At 61.2% G+C, this 17,809-nt stretch carries 12 protein-coding genes; all 12 read left to right on the top strand.

Going from position 1 to position 17,809, the window contains the following annotated elements:
• The first annotated feature begins 19 nt into the window (after positions 1–19).
• The 12 genes from QQ992_RS20265 to QQ992_RS20210 all read left to right on the top strand — a co-directional run bounded on the left by QQ992_RS20265 (position 20) and on the right by QQ992_RS20210 (position 17,804).
• Entirely contained in the window at positions 20–1,774 is a 1,755-nt protein-coding gene (locus tag QQ992_RS20265) for a flagellar hook-basal body complex protein (protein ID WP_286110834.1), read from the top strand.
• A 72-nt stretch (positions 1,775–1,846) separates the two neighbouring features.
• On the top strand, positions 1,847–2,035 hold the full coding sequence (locus tag QQ992_RS20260; protein WP_082426447.1) for a hypothetical protein: 189 nt from the start codon (positions 1,847–1,849) through the stop codon (positions 2,033–2,035).
• Positions 2,036–2,240: 205 nt separating this feature from the next.
• Positions 2,241–2,981 (top strand): flagellar basal body rod protein FlgF, encoded by a 741-nt coding sequence (locus QQ992_RS20255; RefSeq protein WP_027609423.1) that lies wholly within the window; start codon positions 2,241–2,243, stop codon positions 2,979–2,981.
• A 48-nt stretch (positions 2,982–3,029) separates the two neighbouring features.
• Complete coding sequence (flgG, locus tag QQ992_RS20250) at positions 3,030–3,815, top strand: flagellar basal-body rod protein FlgG (protein WP_012051601.1); 786 nt, start codon at positions 3,030–3,032, stop codon at positions 3,813–3,815.
• Between the two features lie 36 nt (positions 3,816–3,851).
• Positions 3,852–4,547, top strand: coding sequence for a flagellar basal body L-ring protein FlgH (gene flgH, locus QQ992_RS20245; protein ID WP_286110833.1), 696 nt, complete (start codon positions 3,852–3,854; stop codon positions 4,545–4,547).
• Between the two features lie 12 nt (positions 4,548–4,559).
• Positions 4,560–5,669 (top strand): flagellar basal body P-ring protein FlgI, encoded by a 1,110-nt coding sequence (locus QQ992_RS20240; RefSeq protein ID WP_027609424.1) that lies wholly within the window; start codon positions 4,560–4,562, stop codon positions 5,667–5,669.
• A gap of 11 nt (positions 5,670–5,680) precedes the next feature.
• Positions 5,681–6,835: a flagellar assembly peptidoglycan hydrolase FlgJ gene (flgJ, locus tag QQ992_RS20235; protein ID WP_027615310.1), complete on the top strand. Its 1,155-nt coding sequence runs from the start codon at positions 5,681–5,683 to the stop codon at positions 6,833–6,835.
• A gap of 12 nt (positions 6,836–6,847) precedes the next feature.
• Positions 6,848–8,878: a flagellar hook-associated protein FlgK gene (gene flgK, locus QQ992_RS20230; RefSeq protein WP_286110832.1), complete on the top strand. Its 2,031-nt coding sequence runs from the start codon at positions 6,848–6,850 to the stop codon at positions 8,876–8,878.
• Positions 8,879–8,891: 13 nt separating this feature from the next.
• Complete coding sequence (locus QQ992_RS20225) at positions 8,892–10,457, top strand: flagellar hook-associated protein 3 (RefSeq protein ID WP_286110831.1); 1,566 nt, start codon at positions 8,892–8,894, stop codon at positions 10,455–10,457.
• Positions 10,458–10,597: 140 nt separating this feature from the next.
• Positions 10,598–14,176, top strand: a complete 3,579-nt coding sequence (locus QQ992_RS20220) for a glycosyltransferase (protein ID WP_286110830.1) — start codon at positions 10,598–10,600, stop codon at positions 14,174–14,176.
• A 48-nt stretch (positions 14,177–14,224) separates the two neighbouring features.
• Entirely contained in the window at positions 14,225–16,984 is a 2,760-nt protein-coding gene (locus tag QQ992_RS20215) for a glycosyltransferase (protein WP_286110829.1), read from the top strand.
• Between the two features lie 109 nt (positions 16,985–17,093).
• Positions 17,094–17,804 carry a WbqC family protein gene (locus tag QQ992_RS20210; RefSeq protein WP_286110828.1) on the top strand — a complete coding sequence of 237 codons (711 nt, stop codon included), beginning with the start codon at positions 17,094–17,096 and terminating at the stop codon, positions 17,802–17,804.
• Positions 17,805–17,809: the final 5 nt, after the last annotated feature.

The following is a 17,809-nucleotide window of genomic DNA, read 5'->3' as shown; positions in this document are numbered from 1 at the left end:
CGGCAAAAGGAGCGAATTCATGTCTTTCAATATCGGCCTTAGCGGTCTGTACGCAGCCAACAAACAACTGGATGTCACCGGCAACAACATCGCCAACGTCAATACCACGGGCTTCAAGTCCTCGCGCGCCGAGTTCGCGGATGTCTATGCCGGCGCCAACCGCCTGGGTGTGGGCAAGAACCAGGTGGGCAATGGTGTGCGGCTGGCAGCCATTTCCCAACAGTTCACCCAGGGTGATGTAAACACCACGGGCAACGTGCTGGACATGGGCATCCAGGGGCAGGGCTTCTTCGTGCTGTCTGACAACGGCTCGAAGGTTTACACCCGGGCGGGCTCCTTCCAGCCAAGCAAGGACAACTTCGTCGAGACCTCCGATGGCCTGCGCCTGCAAGGTTACATGGCGGATGCCACTGGCAAGATCCAGAAAAGCGGCCTGACCGACCTGAAGATCGACACGTCGGCATTGCAGCCCAAGGCAACCTCGTTGATCGACCAGGGCATCAACCTGAACTCCTCGGCGGCCTCGATTCCTTTCCTGGTGTATGACAACACCAAGCCGCCGTCCATGGCCGCATTCGACCCGGCGGACCCAAGCACTTATCAGCGCTCCAGCACCAGTACCGTGCTGGATGCGGATGGTGTTCAGCACGAAGTGCAGCAGTACTACCGCAAGACCGACACCAACGAATGGACCATGTACACGCTGGTCGACGGTCGCAACCCGTTCGACCCGGCCAGCACCACCCCGCTGGCCGGCACCATCAACTACAACAGTGATGGCACCATCAGCTCCATGGTGGCTGACACCACGGGCGTGCCAAGTGGTGCGTCGTTCACGGTCAGCAATGGCGCGTTTGCCATGACCGGCTGGGTGCCGGCCACTCAGGATGCCAATGGTGACTGGGTTGCCAGTGGCGCGGCAGGTACCAACCAGTCGCTGGGTGTCACTTCGCCTGCCTTGGTGGCAAACAAGCCGTTCGACCCTTCCGACGATACGACCTATACCCGCTCGTTCCCGACCAAGGTGTATGACAGCCAGGGCAACGAACACACCATGGAGCAGTTCTACCGCAAGACCGGTACCAACGAGTGGACCATGTACACCCTCGTTGACGGGCGCAACCCGTTCAATCCGGGCAGCACAGAGCCGCTGGTGGGCACGATCGCATTCAACAGCGATGGCTCGGTCAATTCGATGACAGCCGACAACACGGGGCACCCGGCGGGCACCTCGTTCACGGTCGTCAACAATACCTTCAGCATGGTTGGCTGGGTGCCGGCAGCCGAAGATGCTTCGGGTAACTGGAGTGCCAACGGTGCGGTGGGCGATGCTGCCGGCATGAAAATGTCGATGGCCAGCACCACCTCCTACAACACTGAAACGGCGCGTATGTCCCAGTCCCAGGATGGTTATGCCACGGGCATCCTGTCCAACCTGAGCATCGACGCGACGGGTGTATTGTTCGCCTCCTTCAGCAATGGCCAGTCGCGCGCCATTGGCCAGGTCGCGCTGGCGAGCTTCGCCAACGAGCAGGGGCTGCAGCAAATCGGCAGTACCCGTTGGACCGAGACCTACAACTCGGGCATTCCGGGTATCGATTCGCCGAAAACCGGTACCTTGGGGGCGATCGAGTCCAACTCGCTGGAAGGCTCCAACGTCAACCTGACGCAGGAGCTGGTTGATCTGATCAAGGCGCAAAGCTACTACCAGGCGAACGCCAAGACCATTTCGACCGAAAGCACCGTCATGCAGACCATCATTCAGATGACTTGATCGCGATTGTTTGAGTGCGTACAGGCGAACCCCTTTCTCGTGAAGGGGTTCGTTGTTTTTGCAGGAGGGGTGATGAAAAGGCTGTTTGTCGCAATGCTGGTTGCCTGCTGTCTTGGTCAGCTGCAGGCGGCGCCGGCGCCTTACTGGCGATGGGAAAGCCTGGTGGATGGGCGTCTGGTGTGTTCGCAGTGGTCGCCAGGTGAGGGTTGGAGGCGCTTTGCCGGGCCTTACAACAATGCACGTTGCCGTGACGTGCCGTAGGCACAGGCTTGCCTGTAGATGAGCCCGTTTTGCCGCCAGCGGCAAAGCAGCGCCGGATAACCGGCGGCTGTCGCCGCCCGGGCTTTCCCAACTGCCCGTATTCATGGGCTTTTTCGTGCTTTTGGCAAGTTGGTTCGGAACTTGCTTTAGCCCCTGTAGAGCAACGGCGAACGGCAAACGGCCGCCAGTGCAACGGAGGATGATTGTGGACAAGATGCTTTATGTGGCCATGACCGGGGCCAGCCAGAACGCGCTGGCGCAGAAGGCGCATGCCAACAACCTGGCCAACATTTCTACCAATGGTTTTCAGCGTGACCTGGAGCAGGCGCGCTCGATGCCGGTGTTTGGTGACAGCTTTCCGGCGCGTGCCTTTGCCATGACCGAGCGCCCGGGCACTGACTTCAGTGAAGGCCCGATGGTGGAAACCGGCCGCGACCTGGATGTGACCGTGAGCGGTAACGGTTTTATCGCCGTGCAAGCGCCAGATGGCAGTGAAGCGTATGTGCGTACCGGTAGCCTGAACATCGATGCCCTCGGGGTGTTGCGTGCCGGCAACGGTATGCCTGTGCTCGGCAACGGCGGCCCCATTGCCATCCCGCCTGAGCAGAAGGTCGAAGTCGGCTCCGATGGCACCATCAGCATCCGCTCCATGGGTGAAGACCCGCGCGTGATGGCGGAAGTCGACCGCATCAAGCTGGTCAACCCCGACACCAAAGGCCTGACCAAAGGCCAGGACGGGCTGATCCATACCACCTCCGGCCAACCCGCCGATGCCGACATCAACGTGCGGGTGGTATCAGGCTTTTTGCAGGGCAGCAACGTCAACGCTGTCGAGGAAATGACCTCTGTACTGGCGCTGTCCCGTCAGTTCGAACTGCACGTCAAGATGATGAACGCGGCCAAGGAAGGCGATGAAGCCATGGCGCGTGTTTTGCAACTCGGCTAACCACATTTGAACGGGTGCCGTAAATCAGGCGCACGAGGAGAACACTAAATGCTTCCGGCTCTCTGGGTCGCTAAAACCGGCCTGTCCGCACAGGACACCAACCTGACGGTCATCTCCAACAACCTGGCCAACGTCTCGACCACCGGCTTCAAGCGTGATCGTGCCGAATTCCAGGACCTGCTGTACCAGATCAAGCGTCAGCCAGGTGCGCAGTCTACCCAGGACAGCGAGTTGCCGTCGGGCCTGCAGGTCGGTACCGGTGTGCGCATTGTCGGCACGCAGAAAAACTTCCAGACCGGCAGCTTGCAGACCACGGAAAACCCGTTGGACATGGCCGTCAATGGCCGTGGTTTCTTCCAGATCCTGCAGCCTGACGGCACCGTCTCCTATACCCGCGACGGTACGTTCCACCTGAACTCCGACGGCCAGATCGTCAACGCCGATGGCCTGGCGCTGGAGCCTGCCATCGTGGTCCCGAACGACGCCCAGACCTTCACTGTCGGCCAGGACGGCACCGTGTCGATCACCACCGCCGGCAACCCGGCTGCGCAGGTTATCGGCAACATTCAGACCGCCGACTTCATCAACCCGGCTGGCCTGCAGGCGATGGGTAACAACCTGTTCCTGGAAACCGCTGCCAGTGGTGCGCCGCAGGTCGGCACCCCAGGCCTCAACGGCTTCGGCACTACCCTGCAGCAGACGCTGGAAAACTCCAACGTCAGCACGGTGGAAGAGCTGGTGAACATGATCACCACCCAGCGTGCCTACGAGATGAACTCCAAGGTCATCTCCACCGCCGACCAGATGCTGTCGTTCGTTACCCAGCAGCTCTAAGCCCTGTCGCTTCGTTACACCCGTGAGGTATGCATCATGAATCGTCTGTTGTCCGTGTTCGCCCTGGGGGGGGCGGTGTTGCTGGCAGGTTGCGTCGGCCCGACGCCCAAGCCCAACGACCCGTACTATGCGCCGGTCCTGCCGCGCACCCCGTTGCCGGCAGCGGCCAACAACGGTTCGATCTACCAGGCCGGTTTCGAGCAGAACCTGTACAGCGACCGCAAGGCGTTCCGGGTGGGTGACATCATCACGATCACCCTGAACGAGAAAACCTCGGCCAGCAAGAACGCCGGTTCGCAGATCCAGAAAAACAGCAACGCCAATATTGGCCTGACTTCGCTGTTCGGCACTACGCCAAACACCAACAACCCGTTTGGCGGCGGTGATCTGTCGCTGGAGGCCGGCTACAACGGCGAGCGCGCCACCAAGGGCGATAGCAAGGCTACCCAGGGCAACACCCTGACCGGCTCCATCACGGTCACCGTGGCCGAAGTGCTGCCCAACGGCATCATCGCCGTGCGCGGCGAGAAGTGGCTGACCCTGAACACAGGCGAAGAGCTGGTGCGTATTGCCGGCATGATCCGCGCTGACGATATCGCCACTGACAACACCGTGCCGTCCACCCGTGTGGCCGACGCGCGCATTACCTACTCCGGTACCGGCTCGTTCGCCGATGCCAGCCAGCCCGGGTGGCTGGACCGCTTCTTCATCAGCCCGCTTTGGCCTTTCTGAGTACGGATGACCATGTTCAACGTGAGGCAGCTGATTGCCACAACCCTGCTCTTGTCCTGTGCGTTCGCTGCCCAGGCCGAGCGCCTGAAGGACATCGCCAGCATCTCTGGTGTGCGTTCCAACCAGTTGATCGGTTACGGCTTGGTGGTGGGGCTGAACGGCACGGGTGATCAGACCACCCAGACGCCATTCACCCTGCAAACCTTCAACAACATGCTGTCGCAGTTCGGCATCAAGGTGCCGGCCGGTTCCGGCAACGTGCAGCTGAAAAACGTTGCGGCGGTGTCGGTACATGCCGACCTGCCGGCATTCGCCAAGCCTGGTCAGGTGGTGGACATTACCGTTTCCTCGATCGGTAACTCGAAGAGCCTGCGCGGCGGCAGCCTGCTGATGACCCCGCTCAAGGGTATCGATGGCAACGTCTACGCCATCGCCCAAGGCAACCTGGTCGTCGGCGGCTTTGATGCAGAAGGCCGTGACGGTTCGAAGATCACCGTCAACGTTCCGTCGGCCGGCCGTATTCCGGGTGGTGCCAGTGTCGAGCGTGCAGTACCGAGCGGCTTCAACCAGGGTAATACCCTGACCCTGAACCTCAATCGCCCCGACTTCACCACCGCCAAGCGTATCGTCGACAAGGTCAACGACCTGCTCGGCCCTGGTGTGGCGCAGGCCGTGGACGGTGGTTCGGTGCGCGTCAGTGCGCCGATGGACCCAAGCCAGCGCGTGGATTACCTGTCGATCCTGGAAAACCTCGAAATCGACCCGGGCCAGGCCGTGGCCAAGGTGATCATCAACTCGCGCACCGGCACCATCGTCATTGGTCAGAACGTCAAGGTGTCGCCCGCGGCGGTCACCCACGGCAGCCTGACCGTGACCATTACCGAAGACCCGATCGTCAGCCAGCCTGGGCCGTTCTCCAATGGCCAGACCGCCGTGGTGCCACGTTCGCGGGTCAATGCCGAGCAGGAAGCCAAGCCCATGTTCAAGTTCGGGCCGGGCACCACGCTGGATGAAATCGTCCGTGCGGTGAACCAGGTAGGCGCAGCGCCTGGCGACCTGATGGCGATCCTCGAAGCCCTGAAACAGGCCGGCGCCTTGCAGGCCGACCTGATCGTGATCTGAGGACGGCGCGGATGAACAGCAAAAGCCTGGTTTCCGGCAGCGCCGACAGCGGTGCCTACACCGACCTCAATCGCTTGAGCTCGCTCAAGCATGGCGACCGCGACAGCGATGCCAACGTGCGCAAGGTCGCCCAGGAGTTCGAGTCGCTGTTCATCAGCGAAATGCTCAAGGCCTCACGCAAGGCCAGCGACGTGCTGGCTGACGACAACCCGATGAACACCGAAACGGTGAAGCAGTACCGTGACATGTATGACCAGCAACTGGCTGTGAGCATGTCGCGCGAAGGTGGCGGTATCGGGCTGCAGGATGTGCTGGTGCGCCAGCTGTCGAAGAACAAGGCCAGCCCGGCCAGCACCAGCCCGTTTCCACGTACCGAGGGCAATGCCCCGGCGTTGTGGGGCAACAAGGTGGCCGAGCCCGTGCATGCCGCCCAGTCGACCGCCACCCGCAACGACGTCGCTGCACTCAACTCGCGTCGCCTGGCGCTGCCGAGCAAACTCACCGACCGCCTGCTGGCCGGCATCGTGCCGTCGGCGGCCACTGCCAACACCGCCACTGTGCCTGCCCGTGACGGCCAGCAAGTGGCCAAGGCCTTCGCCGTACCGGACAACGGCCTGCGCATCGTCGGCCGCGCCGTGGCCCAGCCGCCGCTGGCGCCGAACAAAGCCTTTGGCGACAGCGATGAATTCGTCGCCACCATGCTGCCGATGGCCGAACAGGCGGCCAAGCGCATTGGTATCGACCCACGCTACCTGGTGGCCCAGGCCGCACTGGAAACCGGTTGGGGCAAGTCGGTCATGCGCAACACCGACGGCAGCAGCAGCCACAACCTGTTCGGCATCAAAGCCACTGGCAACTGGGACGGCGGTGAGGCGAGGGCGATTACCAGCGAGTACCGTGATGGCCAGTTCGTCAAGGAGACGGCGGCGTTCCGTTCGTACGATTCCTACCAGGACAGCTTCCACGACCTGGTCAGCCTGCTGCAGAACAATTCACGCTATCAAGATGCGGTGAAGGCCGCCGATAAACCAGAACAGTTCGTGCAAGAGTTGCAAAAGGCCGGGTACGCCACCGACCCGAATTACGCCAGCAAGATCTCGCAGATCGCAAGACAGATGAAGTCGTACGAGCACTACGCAATGCTCGGTACCGCAACAAAACTTTAAGGGTATGGAACCATGGCGAGTCTGATCAACATTGGTATGTCGGGGCTGGGTGCCGCGCAATCGGGGATGTACACCCTCGGTAACAACATCGCCAACGCCGATGTCGAAAGCTACTCGCGCCAGCAGAACGTGCAAAAGACCAAGGGCGGGCAGCAAGTCGGCCAGGTGTTCATTGGCACGGGCACCACGTTGGCGGACGTGCGCCGGGTGTACAACGCGTTCATCGAGAACCAGCTGCGTACCACCACGTCGCTGAGCAGTGAGGCGTCCTCGTACCTGGATCAGATCACGCCGCTGGATACCTCGCTGTCCAGCAGCGATACCGGTATTACCGCTGCGCTGCAGAGCTTTTTCACCTCCATGCAGGACGCGGCAGCCAAGCCAACCGAAGACGCTTCGCGTCAGCTGTTGCTGACCAGCGCACAGTCGCTGGCCAAGCGTTTCAATACCTTGTCGTCGCAGTTGAATCAGCAGTTGAGCAATATCAACAGCAACATGACGGCGATTACCGACCAGATCAACAACCTGACCAAGACCATCGCCGGGTTGAACGAGCAAATCGCCCGCGTGGGCGCTGTTTCCGGTCAGCCCAACGACTTGCTGGACCAGCGTGACGGCGCGGTGCGTGAGTTGAACAAGCTGATTGGCACAGACGTGGTCGAGCGTGACGGCACCTACGATGTCTACCTCAAGAACGGCCAGGCGCTGGTGCTGGGCAACACCACCCAGACGGTGGGTGTGGAGCCTACGGCGAGCGACCCGGGCCGTTTGAGCCTGGTGCTCAACCGCGGCTCGACCAAGATGGACATTACCAGCAGTGCCACCGGAGGCGAGCTGGGTGGGTTGATCCGCTACCGCAGCGAAACCCTCGACCCTGCGCTTAACGAGCTGGGGCGCGTGGCCCTGGTGGTGGCAGACCAGATCAATAGCCAGCTGGCCCAGGGTATCGACAAGGATGGCAACTTTGGCGCCACCCTGTTCGGTGACATCAACAGCGCCAAGGCCATGAGTGAGCGCAGCGTTGCCAAACTCGGCAACAGCATCGGGTCCGGCAACCTGGATGTCAGCATCAAGGACACCGGAAAACTGACTACCAGTGACTACCAGGTGACCTTCACCAGCGCCACAGGCTACAGCGTGCGCAAGCTGCCGGAAGGCACCGAAATGGGCAGCTACGACCTTAACGACACGCCACCGCCGGTCATCGATGGCTTTACCTTGTCGCTCAACGGCGGCGGTTTGAGTGCTGGCGACAGCTTCAAGATCACACCTACTCGCAACGCGGCCGCCAATATCGAGACGGTCCTCACCGACCCCAAGCGCCTGGCGCTGGCGTCACCCCTGACCGCCACCAACGGTGCCGGCAACAAGGGCACCGGGGTGATCACCCAGCCGACCCTGACCTCGCAGCTGGACATCTACGATGCCGCGCAGCGTTCGCAGTTGCAGGCAGGCCTGAAGAATTCCACCCCGGTCAAGCTGGTGTTCGGTGACGAAACCACTTCGCCCCAGGCTTACAAGCTGTACGACGCCAAGGGTACGGAAATCGGCAGCGGCACCATCGTGCCGGGCCAGGAGAACAAGCTGAAGCTGTCGGTGCCGATGGTCGATGGCAGCGGCAATGCGACCGGTAGCAGCTTCACCTTCGAAATGAGCGTTTCCGGTGCGCCGCAGAACGGCGACAGCTACACCGTGTCGTTGACGGGGGCTGGCTCGGCCGACAACCGCAACGCCCAGTCGGTGATCGACCTCCAGACCAAATCCACGGTTGAAGTGGGGGCCAACGGTAAGGGCATCAGCTTTACCGATGCCTATGCCAAGCTGGTTTCAAACGTTGGCGGCAAGGCTGGCCAGGCGGAAATGGACAGTGATGCCACCAATGCGCTGCACAGCTCTGCGCTGGAGAGCCGCAACAGCCTTTCCGGTGTGTCGGTCGATGAAGAGGTCGGCAACCTGGTCAAGTTCCAGCAGTACTACACCGCGTCGTCGCAGATTATCAAGGCGGCACAGGAAACCTTCACCACCTTGATCAATGCTCTTTAAGGAGGCGTAGACCATGCGCATTTCCACTTCGCAGTTCTACAGCAGCAACAGCGCCAACTACCAGCGCAGCTTCTCCAACCTCGACAAGACTCGGCAAGAGGCCTCTGACGGCATTCGGGTACGTCGGGGGGCTGACGATCCGGTAGGTGCGGCACGTCTGCTGCAACTGCAGCAGCAACAGAACATGCTCGACCAGTACACCCGCAACGTCACCAATGTGCGCAACTCCCTGGGCACCGCAGAAAGCACGCTGAATGCGATTGGCACCATCTTGCAACGCGTCAACGAGCTGGCCGTCAGCTCGGGTAACGCCGGTTTCACCGATGCAGACCGCAAGGCCAATGCCACCGAGCTGGCGTCGCTGGAGGACCAGCTGTTCTCGTTGATGAACAGCAAGGATGAAAGCGGTGCGTACCTGTTCTCGGGGTCCAAAGGCGATACACCGCCTTATGTGCGCAACGCTGATGGCACTTATACCTACCAGGGCGACCAGGGCAAACTGAACCTGCAAGTGGGTGACATGCTCACCCTGGCAGCCAACGAAACTGGCTACGATGCCTTCGAGCAAGCGCTCAATACCAGCCGCAGCGAAACCAGCCTGGTGTCACCGGCCACCGACGATGGCCGGATCAACTTGTCCAATGGCCAGGTGAGCGGCAGCGCAACGTACAACGACCGCTTCCGCAGCGGCGAGCCTTACACCATCGAGTTCACCAGCAGCACCCAGTTCAAGATCACCGACGCCGACGGCAAGGACGTGACGCTGGAAGCCAGCCAGGGGGGCACCTTCGACCCCAATGGCAAGAACACCACGGTCAATTTCCGTGGTGTTGACCTGCGTCTGGACATCACCTTCCAGGACGGCGATGCCGCCGACCCCGACGCGGCCATCGCCGGCCATGTCTTCAGCCTGAGCTCCAAGGCGGATGAAATCTCTGGCACCCGCAGTGCGGGCAACAGCTCGTCGGCCCAGGTGACCGGCGCTACCATCACCGATGCCGAGAAATACAAGTCGGCGTTCCCTGAGGGGGCGGTACTCAAGTTCACCAGTGCTACCGAGTTCGAGCTTTATGCCTCCCCCGTGAGCGCCGACAGCAAACCGATTTCCAAGGGCACGCTCAGTGGCAACACGGCGACCGCCATGGGGGTCGAGTTCACGCTTTCGGACACGCCCAGCGCAGGCGACAGCTTTGGCATCAAGGTCGACACGCACCAGACCCAGAACGTCCTCGATACCATCAGCCAGTTGCGCGCGGCGCTGGCCACCCCGGTCGACAACGATCCCGTGGCCAGGCAGAACTTCCTGGCATCGCTGGACTCGGCGATTGGCAATATCGCCAGCGCCACCAACCAGGTCAGTTCCTCCATTTCGTCGATAGGCGGCCGTGGCCAGGCAATCGATGTGCAAGTGGAAACCAATGAGGCCCTGAGTGGCGAAAACGCCAAGACCCAGAGCTCGATTCGTGAGAGCGATCCGGCCGAGGTGATGATTCGCCTTCAGATGCAATCCAACATGTTGCAGGCCTCGTTGCAGGCCTACGCCAAGATTGCCGGTCTCTCGCTGGTCAATTACATCTGATCCTCGCGGGCGTTTGCCCGTCATGACGCACGGGCACGCCGGCCTGGGTTGATAGCAACCGGTCGGCTTGCCCTTGTGTCGCCCAGGCCTGAACGCTCGCCTATTTCCAAGCGCACCGCCTCTCCAGCAAGGTCGTCATCGTGTCAGAGCAGCCACTCGTCAGTATCGCCATTCCTGCCTTCAATGCCGATTTTTTTCAAGCAACCTTGGTCAGTGCGCTTAGCCAGGACTACCCCAACCTGGAAGTCGTCATTTGCGATGACAGTGCCGGCGTCGAAATCGAGGCTATCTGCCAGGCGCTCGGCAACGGTGCTGCGGTGCCCGTGCGCTATACGCGCAACCCTGTCCGGTTGGGGTTTGCACGTAACCTGCAAGCGTGCCTGGAGCAGGCCAACGGGGAGTTGGTGAAGTTTCTGTGTGATGACGACCTGTTGCTCGACAGTTGCATCAGCCGGCAAGCGCATGTTTTGACGCAATGGCCTCAGCTCAGCATGGTGATCGGTCAGCGTCTGCTCTGGTCGGCTGATGACATCCTCTTGCCTTCCCGTGCGCTCAACAGTGTGATCGCGCCGCAAAGTGCCGTGATTGTCGGTACGGACTTGCTGGCCAGCATCGCCGAGAACGTCCCGAACCTGTTTGGTGGCATCAGCCATGTGCTGTTCCGTCGTGCCCAGGTGCTGGAATACTTGCCGCAACTGGTGCAGGGTGGCCAAGGGTTCGCCGCACGGTTGGACCTGGCCTTGTACGCATGCCTGCTGCGCCGCGGGCACCTGGCGAGCCTGGAGCGCATACTGAGTGTGGAGCGCATTCACCCAGGCCGGCTCAGTCATCACTCGAGCATGACCGAGGCCTACAAGCATGAAACCGAGTGGCTGCAGCAGATGCTGGCGGCGCGCACCGGCGAGTCGGCGCCGGCCAATGGCTGGGTGCGTTACCTGCCGCTGGAGGCTTACGACCCAGGGGCCGACCCAGCCTGGGAGGAGTTGGACATCCGCCGCTTCCATGCCGGCCAGGTTGCCAATTTCTCGCAACAGGTAGGCAGCAACGCCCTCAGCTTTACCGAGCTCTATGCTGAATGGCTGGCCTGCCGCACGCTGTCTGACGGGCAGTTGCGGTTGCTGCCAAAGCGGGTCGAGCAGTGGCCGGTACAGCCCGCCATCGTCCCGATCGTAACCTGTCGCGAGGGCGATGAAAGCGCACTGCGCGCCACCCTGGATTGCCTGGCTGCACAGTCCTATGCCGCCAGCCAGGTACTGGTGCTGGTGCCTGATGGCTTCCACAGGGTTGACGCGCCAGGCGTGCAATACCTTGCCTTGAGCGGCAGTGGCTACGCTCAACTCAATCAGTGGCTGGCAGGCGCACGCGTCGCCGACTGGGTGCTGCTGTTGCGTGCCGGTGATCGCCTGCGGCCACATGCGCTGGTGGTCATGGCCGAGCGCATGGCACTGCGCGACGAGAGCATGTGCCTGTACGCTGATGAAGATACCTTTGGCGCCCTTGAGCCCGGCAACCCGATTTTCAAGCCGGACTTCAACCTCGACTTGATGCGCAGCGTGCCCTATGTGGGCCGCACCCTGGCATTCAAGCGTACTGCGCTGCTGGCGCTGGAGGGGTTCGATACCCGGTTCGAGAGCCTGGCGCCACAGGATCTGCTATGGCGAATGGTCGAGGCTCATGGCTTGCATGTGGTAGAGCATGTCGCGCAGATGCTGGTGCATTGCCAGTCGGGGTACGCAGAGTGGATGAGCGAGCCGGCAGGGCAGGCTGAGGCGGCACGCGTGGTCGAGGCTCACTTGCGTCGCATAGGCGTCGATGCCTTGGTGGAGGGCACCGCTGGCAGCTTGGTCACGCGTGTGACCTATCGGCATGAGCAGCAGGCAAGTGTATCGATCCTGATCCCCGCAGGCTCCAACCTGAACGCGCTCAGGCGTTGCGTCGAGTCGCTGTTCCAGTACACCGAGTACAGCCATTTCGAAGCGCTGGTCATCGCCAATGGCGACGAGCCGCAGGCGGTTGCCGAGTGGTTGGCGGCGATGCGTGGCCTGGGCAGTGACCAGTTGCGCGTCATCGATGTTCAGGCGCAGGGCAGGGCGGCGATGCTCAACCAGGCCAGTCGCCATGCGCAGGGAGAGTATTTGCTATTGCTCGCACCGGAGTGTGCGCTGTTCGAACCGCGTTGGCTCAGTACCTTGATGAGCCAGGCGCAGCGTCCTGAGGTCGGCCTGGTGGGGCCGGCGCTCTGTGGCAGCAATGGCGAGCTGGTGTCTTCCGGCCTGGTGCTCGGCCTTGGCGGCGGTACAGCGGGTAGCCCGTTCCCGGGCAAATTCCTGTCAGCCGAAGGTTACATGGGGCGCCAGCAACTGGTACAGAACTGGAGCGCACTGAGCCTGGACTGCCTGCTCATTCGCCGGGCGCTGTTCGAGGAGCTTGAGGGGCTGGACACCTCGGCCTTCCAGGTCGCCTTGTTTGACGTTGATCTCTGCCTGCGTGCGCGTGAAAAAGGCTTCCTGTCGGTGGGAACACCGTTTGCTCGGGTCATGAGGCTACCGGGTGGGGAAGCTGTCGAGCTGGCTGACGAGCTTGCCAAGGCCGACCGGGACATTGCTTACGACCGTTGGCTGAGCCGCATTGCCCGGGACCCGGCCTACAACGACAACCTGAGCCTCAAGTTCGCCAATTTCAACCTGGAGCCAGGCCTGCGCAGTGGCTGGGACCCTTTCATTGCCCGTGCCATGCCGTCAGTGCTGGCGTTGCCGATCAATACCACGGCAGTGGGGCATTACCGGGTCATCCAGCCGTTCACCGAGCTTGAGCGGGCGGGCTGGATCCAGGGGCGGGTCAACCACGTCTCCCCTGGCGTTATCGAGCTCGAGCGCGAAAAGCCTGATGTGATGATCCTGCAGTGTCGTTACATGCCGGGCAACATCCGGGAAATGGCGCAGTTCAAACGCTTTTCGCATGCGCGGATGATCTACGAGCTGGACGACTACATCATCGATCCGCCGAAAAAGAACGACCATGCCCGCAACCTGCCCAGCAACCTTGCCGAGTTGGTGGCACAAGGCATCGGGCAGTGTGATCGGCTGGTGTGTTCGACCGAGCCACTGGCCGATGCGCTATCCAGCATGCACAAGGACATCCGCGTAGTGCCCAACATGTTGTCTGCCGCGCTCTGGGCTGGCCTGTCCAGCCAGCGTCAGACCAGTATCCGGCCGCGCGTCGGGTGGGCGGGTGGCACGAGCCATCGTGGTGATCTGGAGCTGTTGCAAGAGGTGGTGAAGATACTTGCCGATGATGTCGACTGGGTCTTCTTTGGTATGTGCCCGGAATCCTTGCGCCCGTACGTCAAGGAGTTCCACAAAGGGATCCCGATGGCTGGCTATCCACGCAAACTTGCCGGCCTGAACCTGGACCTGGCATTGGCACCGCTGGAGCAAAATCTGTTCAACGACTGCAAGAGTAACCTGCGTCTGCTGGAGTACGGTGCATGCGGGTTTCCGGTCGTGTGCACCGATACAAAGGCTTATGCGGGTTACTTGCCGTGCACCCGAGTGAAGGACAACACTACAGAACAATGGTTGGATGCGATCCGCATGCACCTGGCCGCCCCTCAAGCCAGCTACCGCCAAGGGGATGCTTTGCGTGAAGCGGTGCTACGCGACTACATGCTGATGCCACACCACTTGCAGCATTGGGCTAACGCCTGGCTGGCGGACTAAACGTGCACGTGCAATGGCCATGCACGTAAGAAACTCAACAGGTGCTCTATGATCAAAAACGCTATCGGCGCACGCCACGATGTGACCGTTGTCTTGCTGGAGGACGGAACGGCAACCAGCCGTGCCCGCGCGCAGTATTACTATGAACAGGAGGGTGTGCCCTGCGTGGCGCTCCCATTACAGCCTGGGTCAGACTCTGGCGATGTCGTCCATGCGCTTGAGTTGCTGCTGGAGCAGTTGACTACACCCTTCGTAACGTTGGCGCTCGAGTCTGATTTCGTGCTGGCTACAGCGCTTGAGAACGCTGCGGCGTGTTTGCATGCCCGACCTGGCGTGGTGGCTGCTCAGGGCCATGTACTGGGTTATGCGCCGGGCAATGGCAAGGTCGAGTACTACAGTGTGGGCGCGGCGTTCGCGCCCGCTGCGAAGGAGGCAGGATGCGCCAGGCTTTCGCAGTATGCATTGGCTGGCCAGCAGGCCTGGCGTGCAGTGATGCATGTATCGGCCTTGCAGGCAGCGCTGGCAGCGTTGCCGGTGAACCTTGACGCTGCCGCCTTGCGGATGGCGATCTCTTTCGCGTTACTGGCTCAGGGCCCGATCGTGCACTTGGCGCAGACCGACGTCGTCGCCGAGCACCTGGTTGATGTGGCCAGCCAGGTGGAGCGGGAGGAGCAGGTGACCCGGCTGGTGCGTACGTTGCGCCAGTGGGACGCCGAGCAGAATCAGCTGTGTATTGATGATGCGGGCTTCACCGTCCTGAACCAGTTCGTGCGCAATACGTACGGGCAGGGCATGGCCGCGCTGATCTTCACCTCCAGCTGGCGCAGCGTCATCGACGACCCGGAGCGCCATTTCGAGCCACTGCAGAATGTCGAGCTGCCTTACTACAATGCTGCGTTGTTCGCGCAGTTGACTGCGTTAGAGTTCCTTTGCCATGCGTGGCCGACCAGCCAGCAGCATCGTCATGCACTCGAAGGTATCTGGGTGCGTCAGCGTGACTTGCTGCAGTCTCACCCCAACGATACTGCCGAAAGCCGTCAGCACCGTTATTGGCAAGCTTTAGCGTTGAGCCTTTTCAATGTTGATGTTTGCCGACAGCTGTTGCCGATGCTTGCTAACGAAGGGGGGCACGCGCATGCGCGTGAACTGGGCGATTGGCTGGCACGGCTTGCGCAGGTTCCGGGCATCGATGCGCAGCCGCGTCTGGAGGGAACACCTTCAGGTCTGTTGATTGACGCGATCATTGCCGCTACGCCGGATGAAGGCGCTCGTCAGCGAGTGCTTGCGCACCTGGCCGAGCACCCGTCGGCGCAGATCGCATTTGTGGTTCTTGATCTGGAGAATAATGACGAGGCTCTGCAAGCTACCTTCGACAGCCTGCTGGCAAGCGGCTTGCGCAATTTCAAGCTGCTGGTGCTGAAGGCGGGCAAGGCGCCGGCGATTACCACGCCGCGCGATACCTTGCACTTCATTCAGGTCACAGAGAGCAATTGGGTCACTCATTTGAACCAGGCCATACGTCAGCTGACCAGTGAGTGGTTGATGTTGCTGCAGGCGGGTGATGTGCTACTCGGCGGAGGTCTGCTGCGCCTGGCAGTGGAGTTGGTGCAGGCACCGGCTTGCCAGGCCATTGCCGCCAATGAGGTGCAGCGTGATGATGACGGCCGCTTGCACAGCGTTGTGCGCCCTGGCGCTGATCTCGACCTGCTGCGCAGCCAGCCGGGGTTGATGTCGCATCACTGGGTTCTGCGGCGAAAGGCGGTGCTGGACCTCGGTGGGTACAGCGAGGCGTATAGCGAGGCCATCGAGTTCGATGTGCTGCTGCGTCTGGTCGAGACGCAGGGTACCGCCTCTCTGGCACACATGGACGATTACCTGGTCATCGGTCGGCAGGCGTCTCCGGCTCTGGCTACCCATGCGCAAAAGGTGTTGAGCCGGCACTTGACACAGCTCGGTTATCGCGGCCATGTCAGCGAGCAGGGGGCGGCAGGGCTGGCGCTCGATTTCCGGCACGGGACCACGCCTTTGGTGAGTATCCTGTTGGCTTTCGAGGGGGATGTAGCACAGTTGCGGGCATGCCTGACGGCGGTACTGCAGCGTACTCGTTACCCCCGTTACGAAGTGCTGATCAGCTGTGCTGATGCTCCGTTCGATGCGAACGATTCCGTCCTCGAGGCATTCGCAGGGCGTGCGCGTCTGGTTGTGGCCGATCGGGGCGCCTCCCGTGAGCAGTTGCTGGGCTTGGGTGCCAATGCTGCGCGCGGTGAGTATTTGGTGCTGCTGTCCGAGCGCAGTCGTGTGATCACGCCTGCTTGGATCGAAGGCTTGCTCAATGAGGCTCAGCGCCCTGAGGTCGGCATTGTCGGCGCCAGTCTGTTGTATGCGGCAGATGCAACCGTGGCACATGCAGGTTATGAGCTGGTGGCTGGCCCCGAGGTGTTCAGCCCGTGGCAGAGCCTTTCCCTGGCCCAGGTGGGCAAGGAGCAATGGGCCTCTTCGGTGCGTGGTTGCGCTGCTGTTTCCGGGGAGTGCCTGATGGTGCGAAAGGAAGTGTTTGACCATTGCGAAGGCCTGAAGCCGCAGGCCTTCGCCGACATCGATCTGTGCCTGAGTGCCAGGGATGCCGGTTTGATGGTGGTGTGGACGCCGCGTTCGCAGTTGTTGATCGACGGCGTGAAGCAGGCGCAGGACCCGGGCGCTGCGCAGGTGCTGAGCGCGAAGTGGCCCGGAGCATTCTCGAACTCGATACAGTTTGGCAATGGACATCTTCCAAAGGCCAACCTGGAGTGGTTGGCTGCCCTGAACTAAGTGGCGCGAGAATTGCAGAAGCCGGGTCCAGTACCCGGCTTTTTTATGCCTCATGGCAATTTATTGACGAACTGAAACCTGATTGTTTGCGGCGCTGTTGGGGATTGAGATGCACAAGAAAGTAGCGATATTGCAGTCGAACTACATACCTTGGAAGGGCTACTTTGACCTGATCGGCAGTGTCGATGCTTTCGTGTTCTACGATGACGTGCAGTACACCCGGCGCGACTGGCGCAACCGCAACAAGATCAAGACAGCCCAGGGTGAGCACTGGCTGAGTGTGCCGGTGAGGAACAAAGGGCGTTTCGAGCAGTTGATCAACGAAGTAGAGATCAGCGAGCCGGACTGGGCGGCACAGCACTGGAAGACCATCGCCATGAGCTATCGTCGGGCTCCATGCTTCGCTGAGCTGGAAACGCGCATTCGCAGTTTGTACGAGCAGGCAGCCAACCTTCCCAGCCTGTCACGCGTCAACCAATTGTTCATTGAAGGGCTGTGCCCTTTGCTGGGTATTCACACGCCGCTGTATCGCTCGGAAGAGCTGGGGCGGGCCGAGGGACGGAACGAACGCCTGATCCACCTTTGCAAGGCCGTTGGTGCTACCGAGTACCTCTCTGGCCCGGCTGCCAGCTGTTATCTCGATGAGTCGGCATTTGCCGCAGCCGGTCTTGATGTGTCCTTCATGAGCTATGCCGGTTACCCGGAGTACCCACAGTTGCACGGTGAATTTCAGCATGCAGTGAGCGTGATCGACCTGCTGTTCAACACCGGTGGCGAGGCCTCGAAATTTCTGCGGCGGCGCGCGACGGATGCCCCTTGATTGAA

The organism is Pseudomonas kurunegalensis (genome assembly GCF_030291635.1).
Classification (GTDB): Bacteria; Pseudomonadota; Gammaproteobacteria; order Pseudomonadales; family Pseudomonadaceae; genus Aquipseudomonas; species Aquipseudomonas monteilii.
Note: the sequence above shows the minus strand (reverse complement) of the source record. Positions and strands in the feature narration are given on the sequence as shown.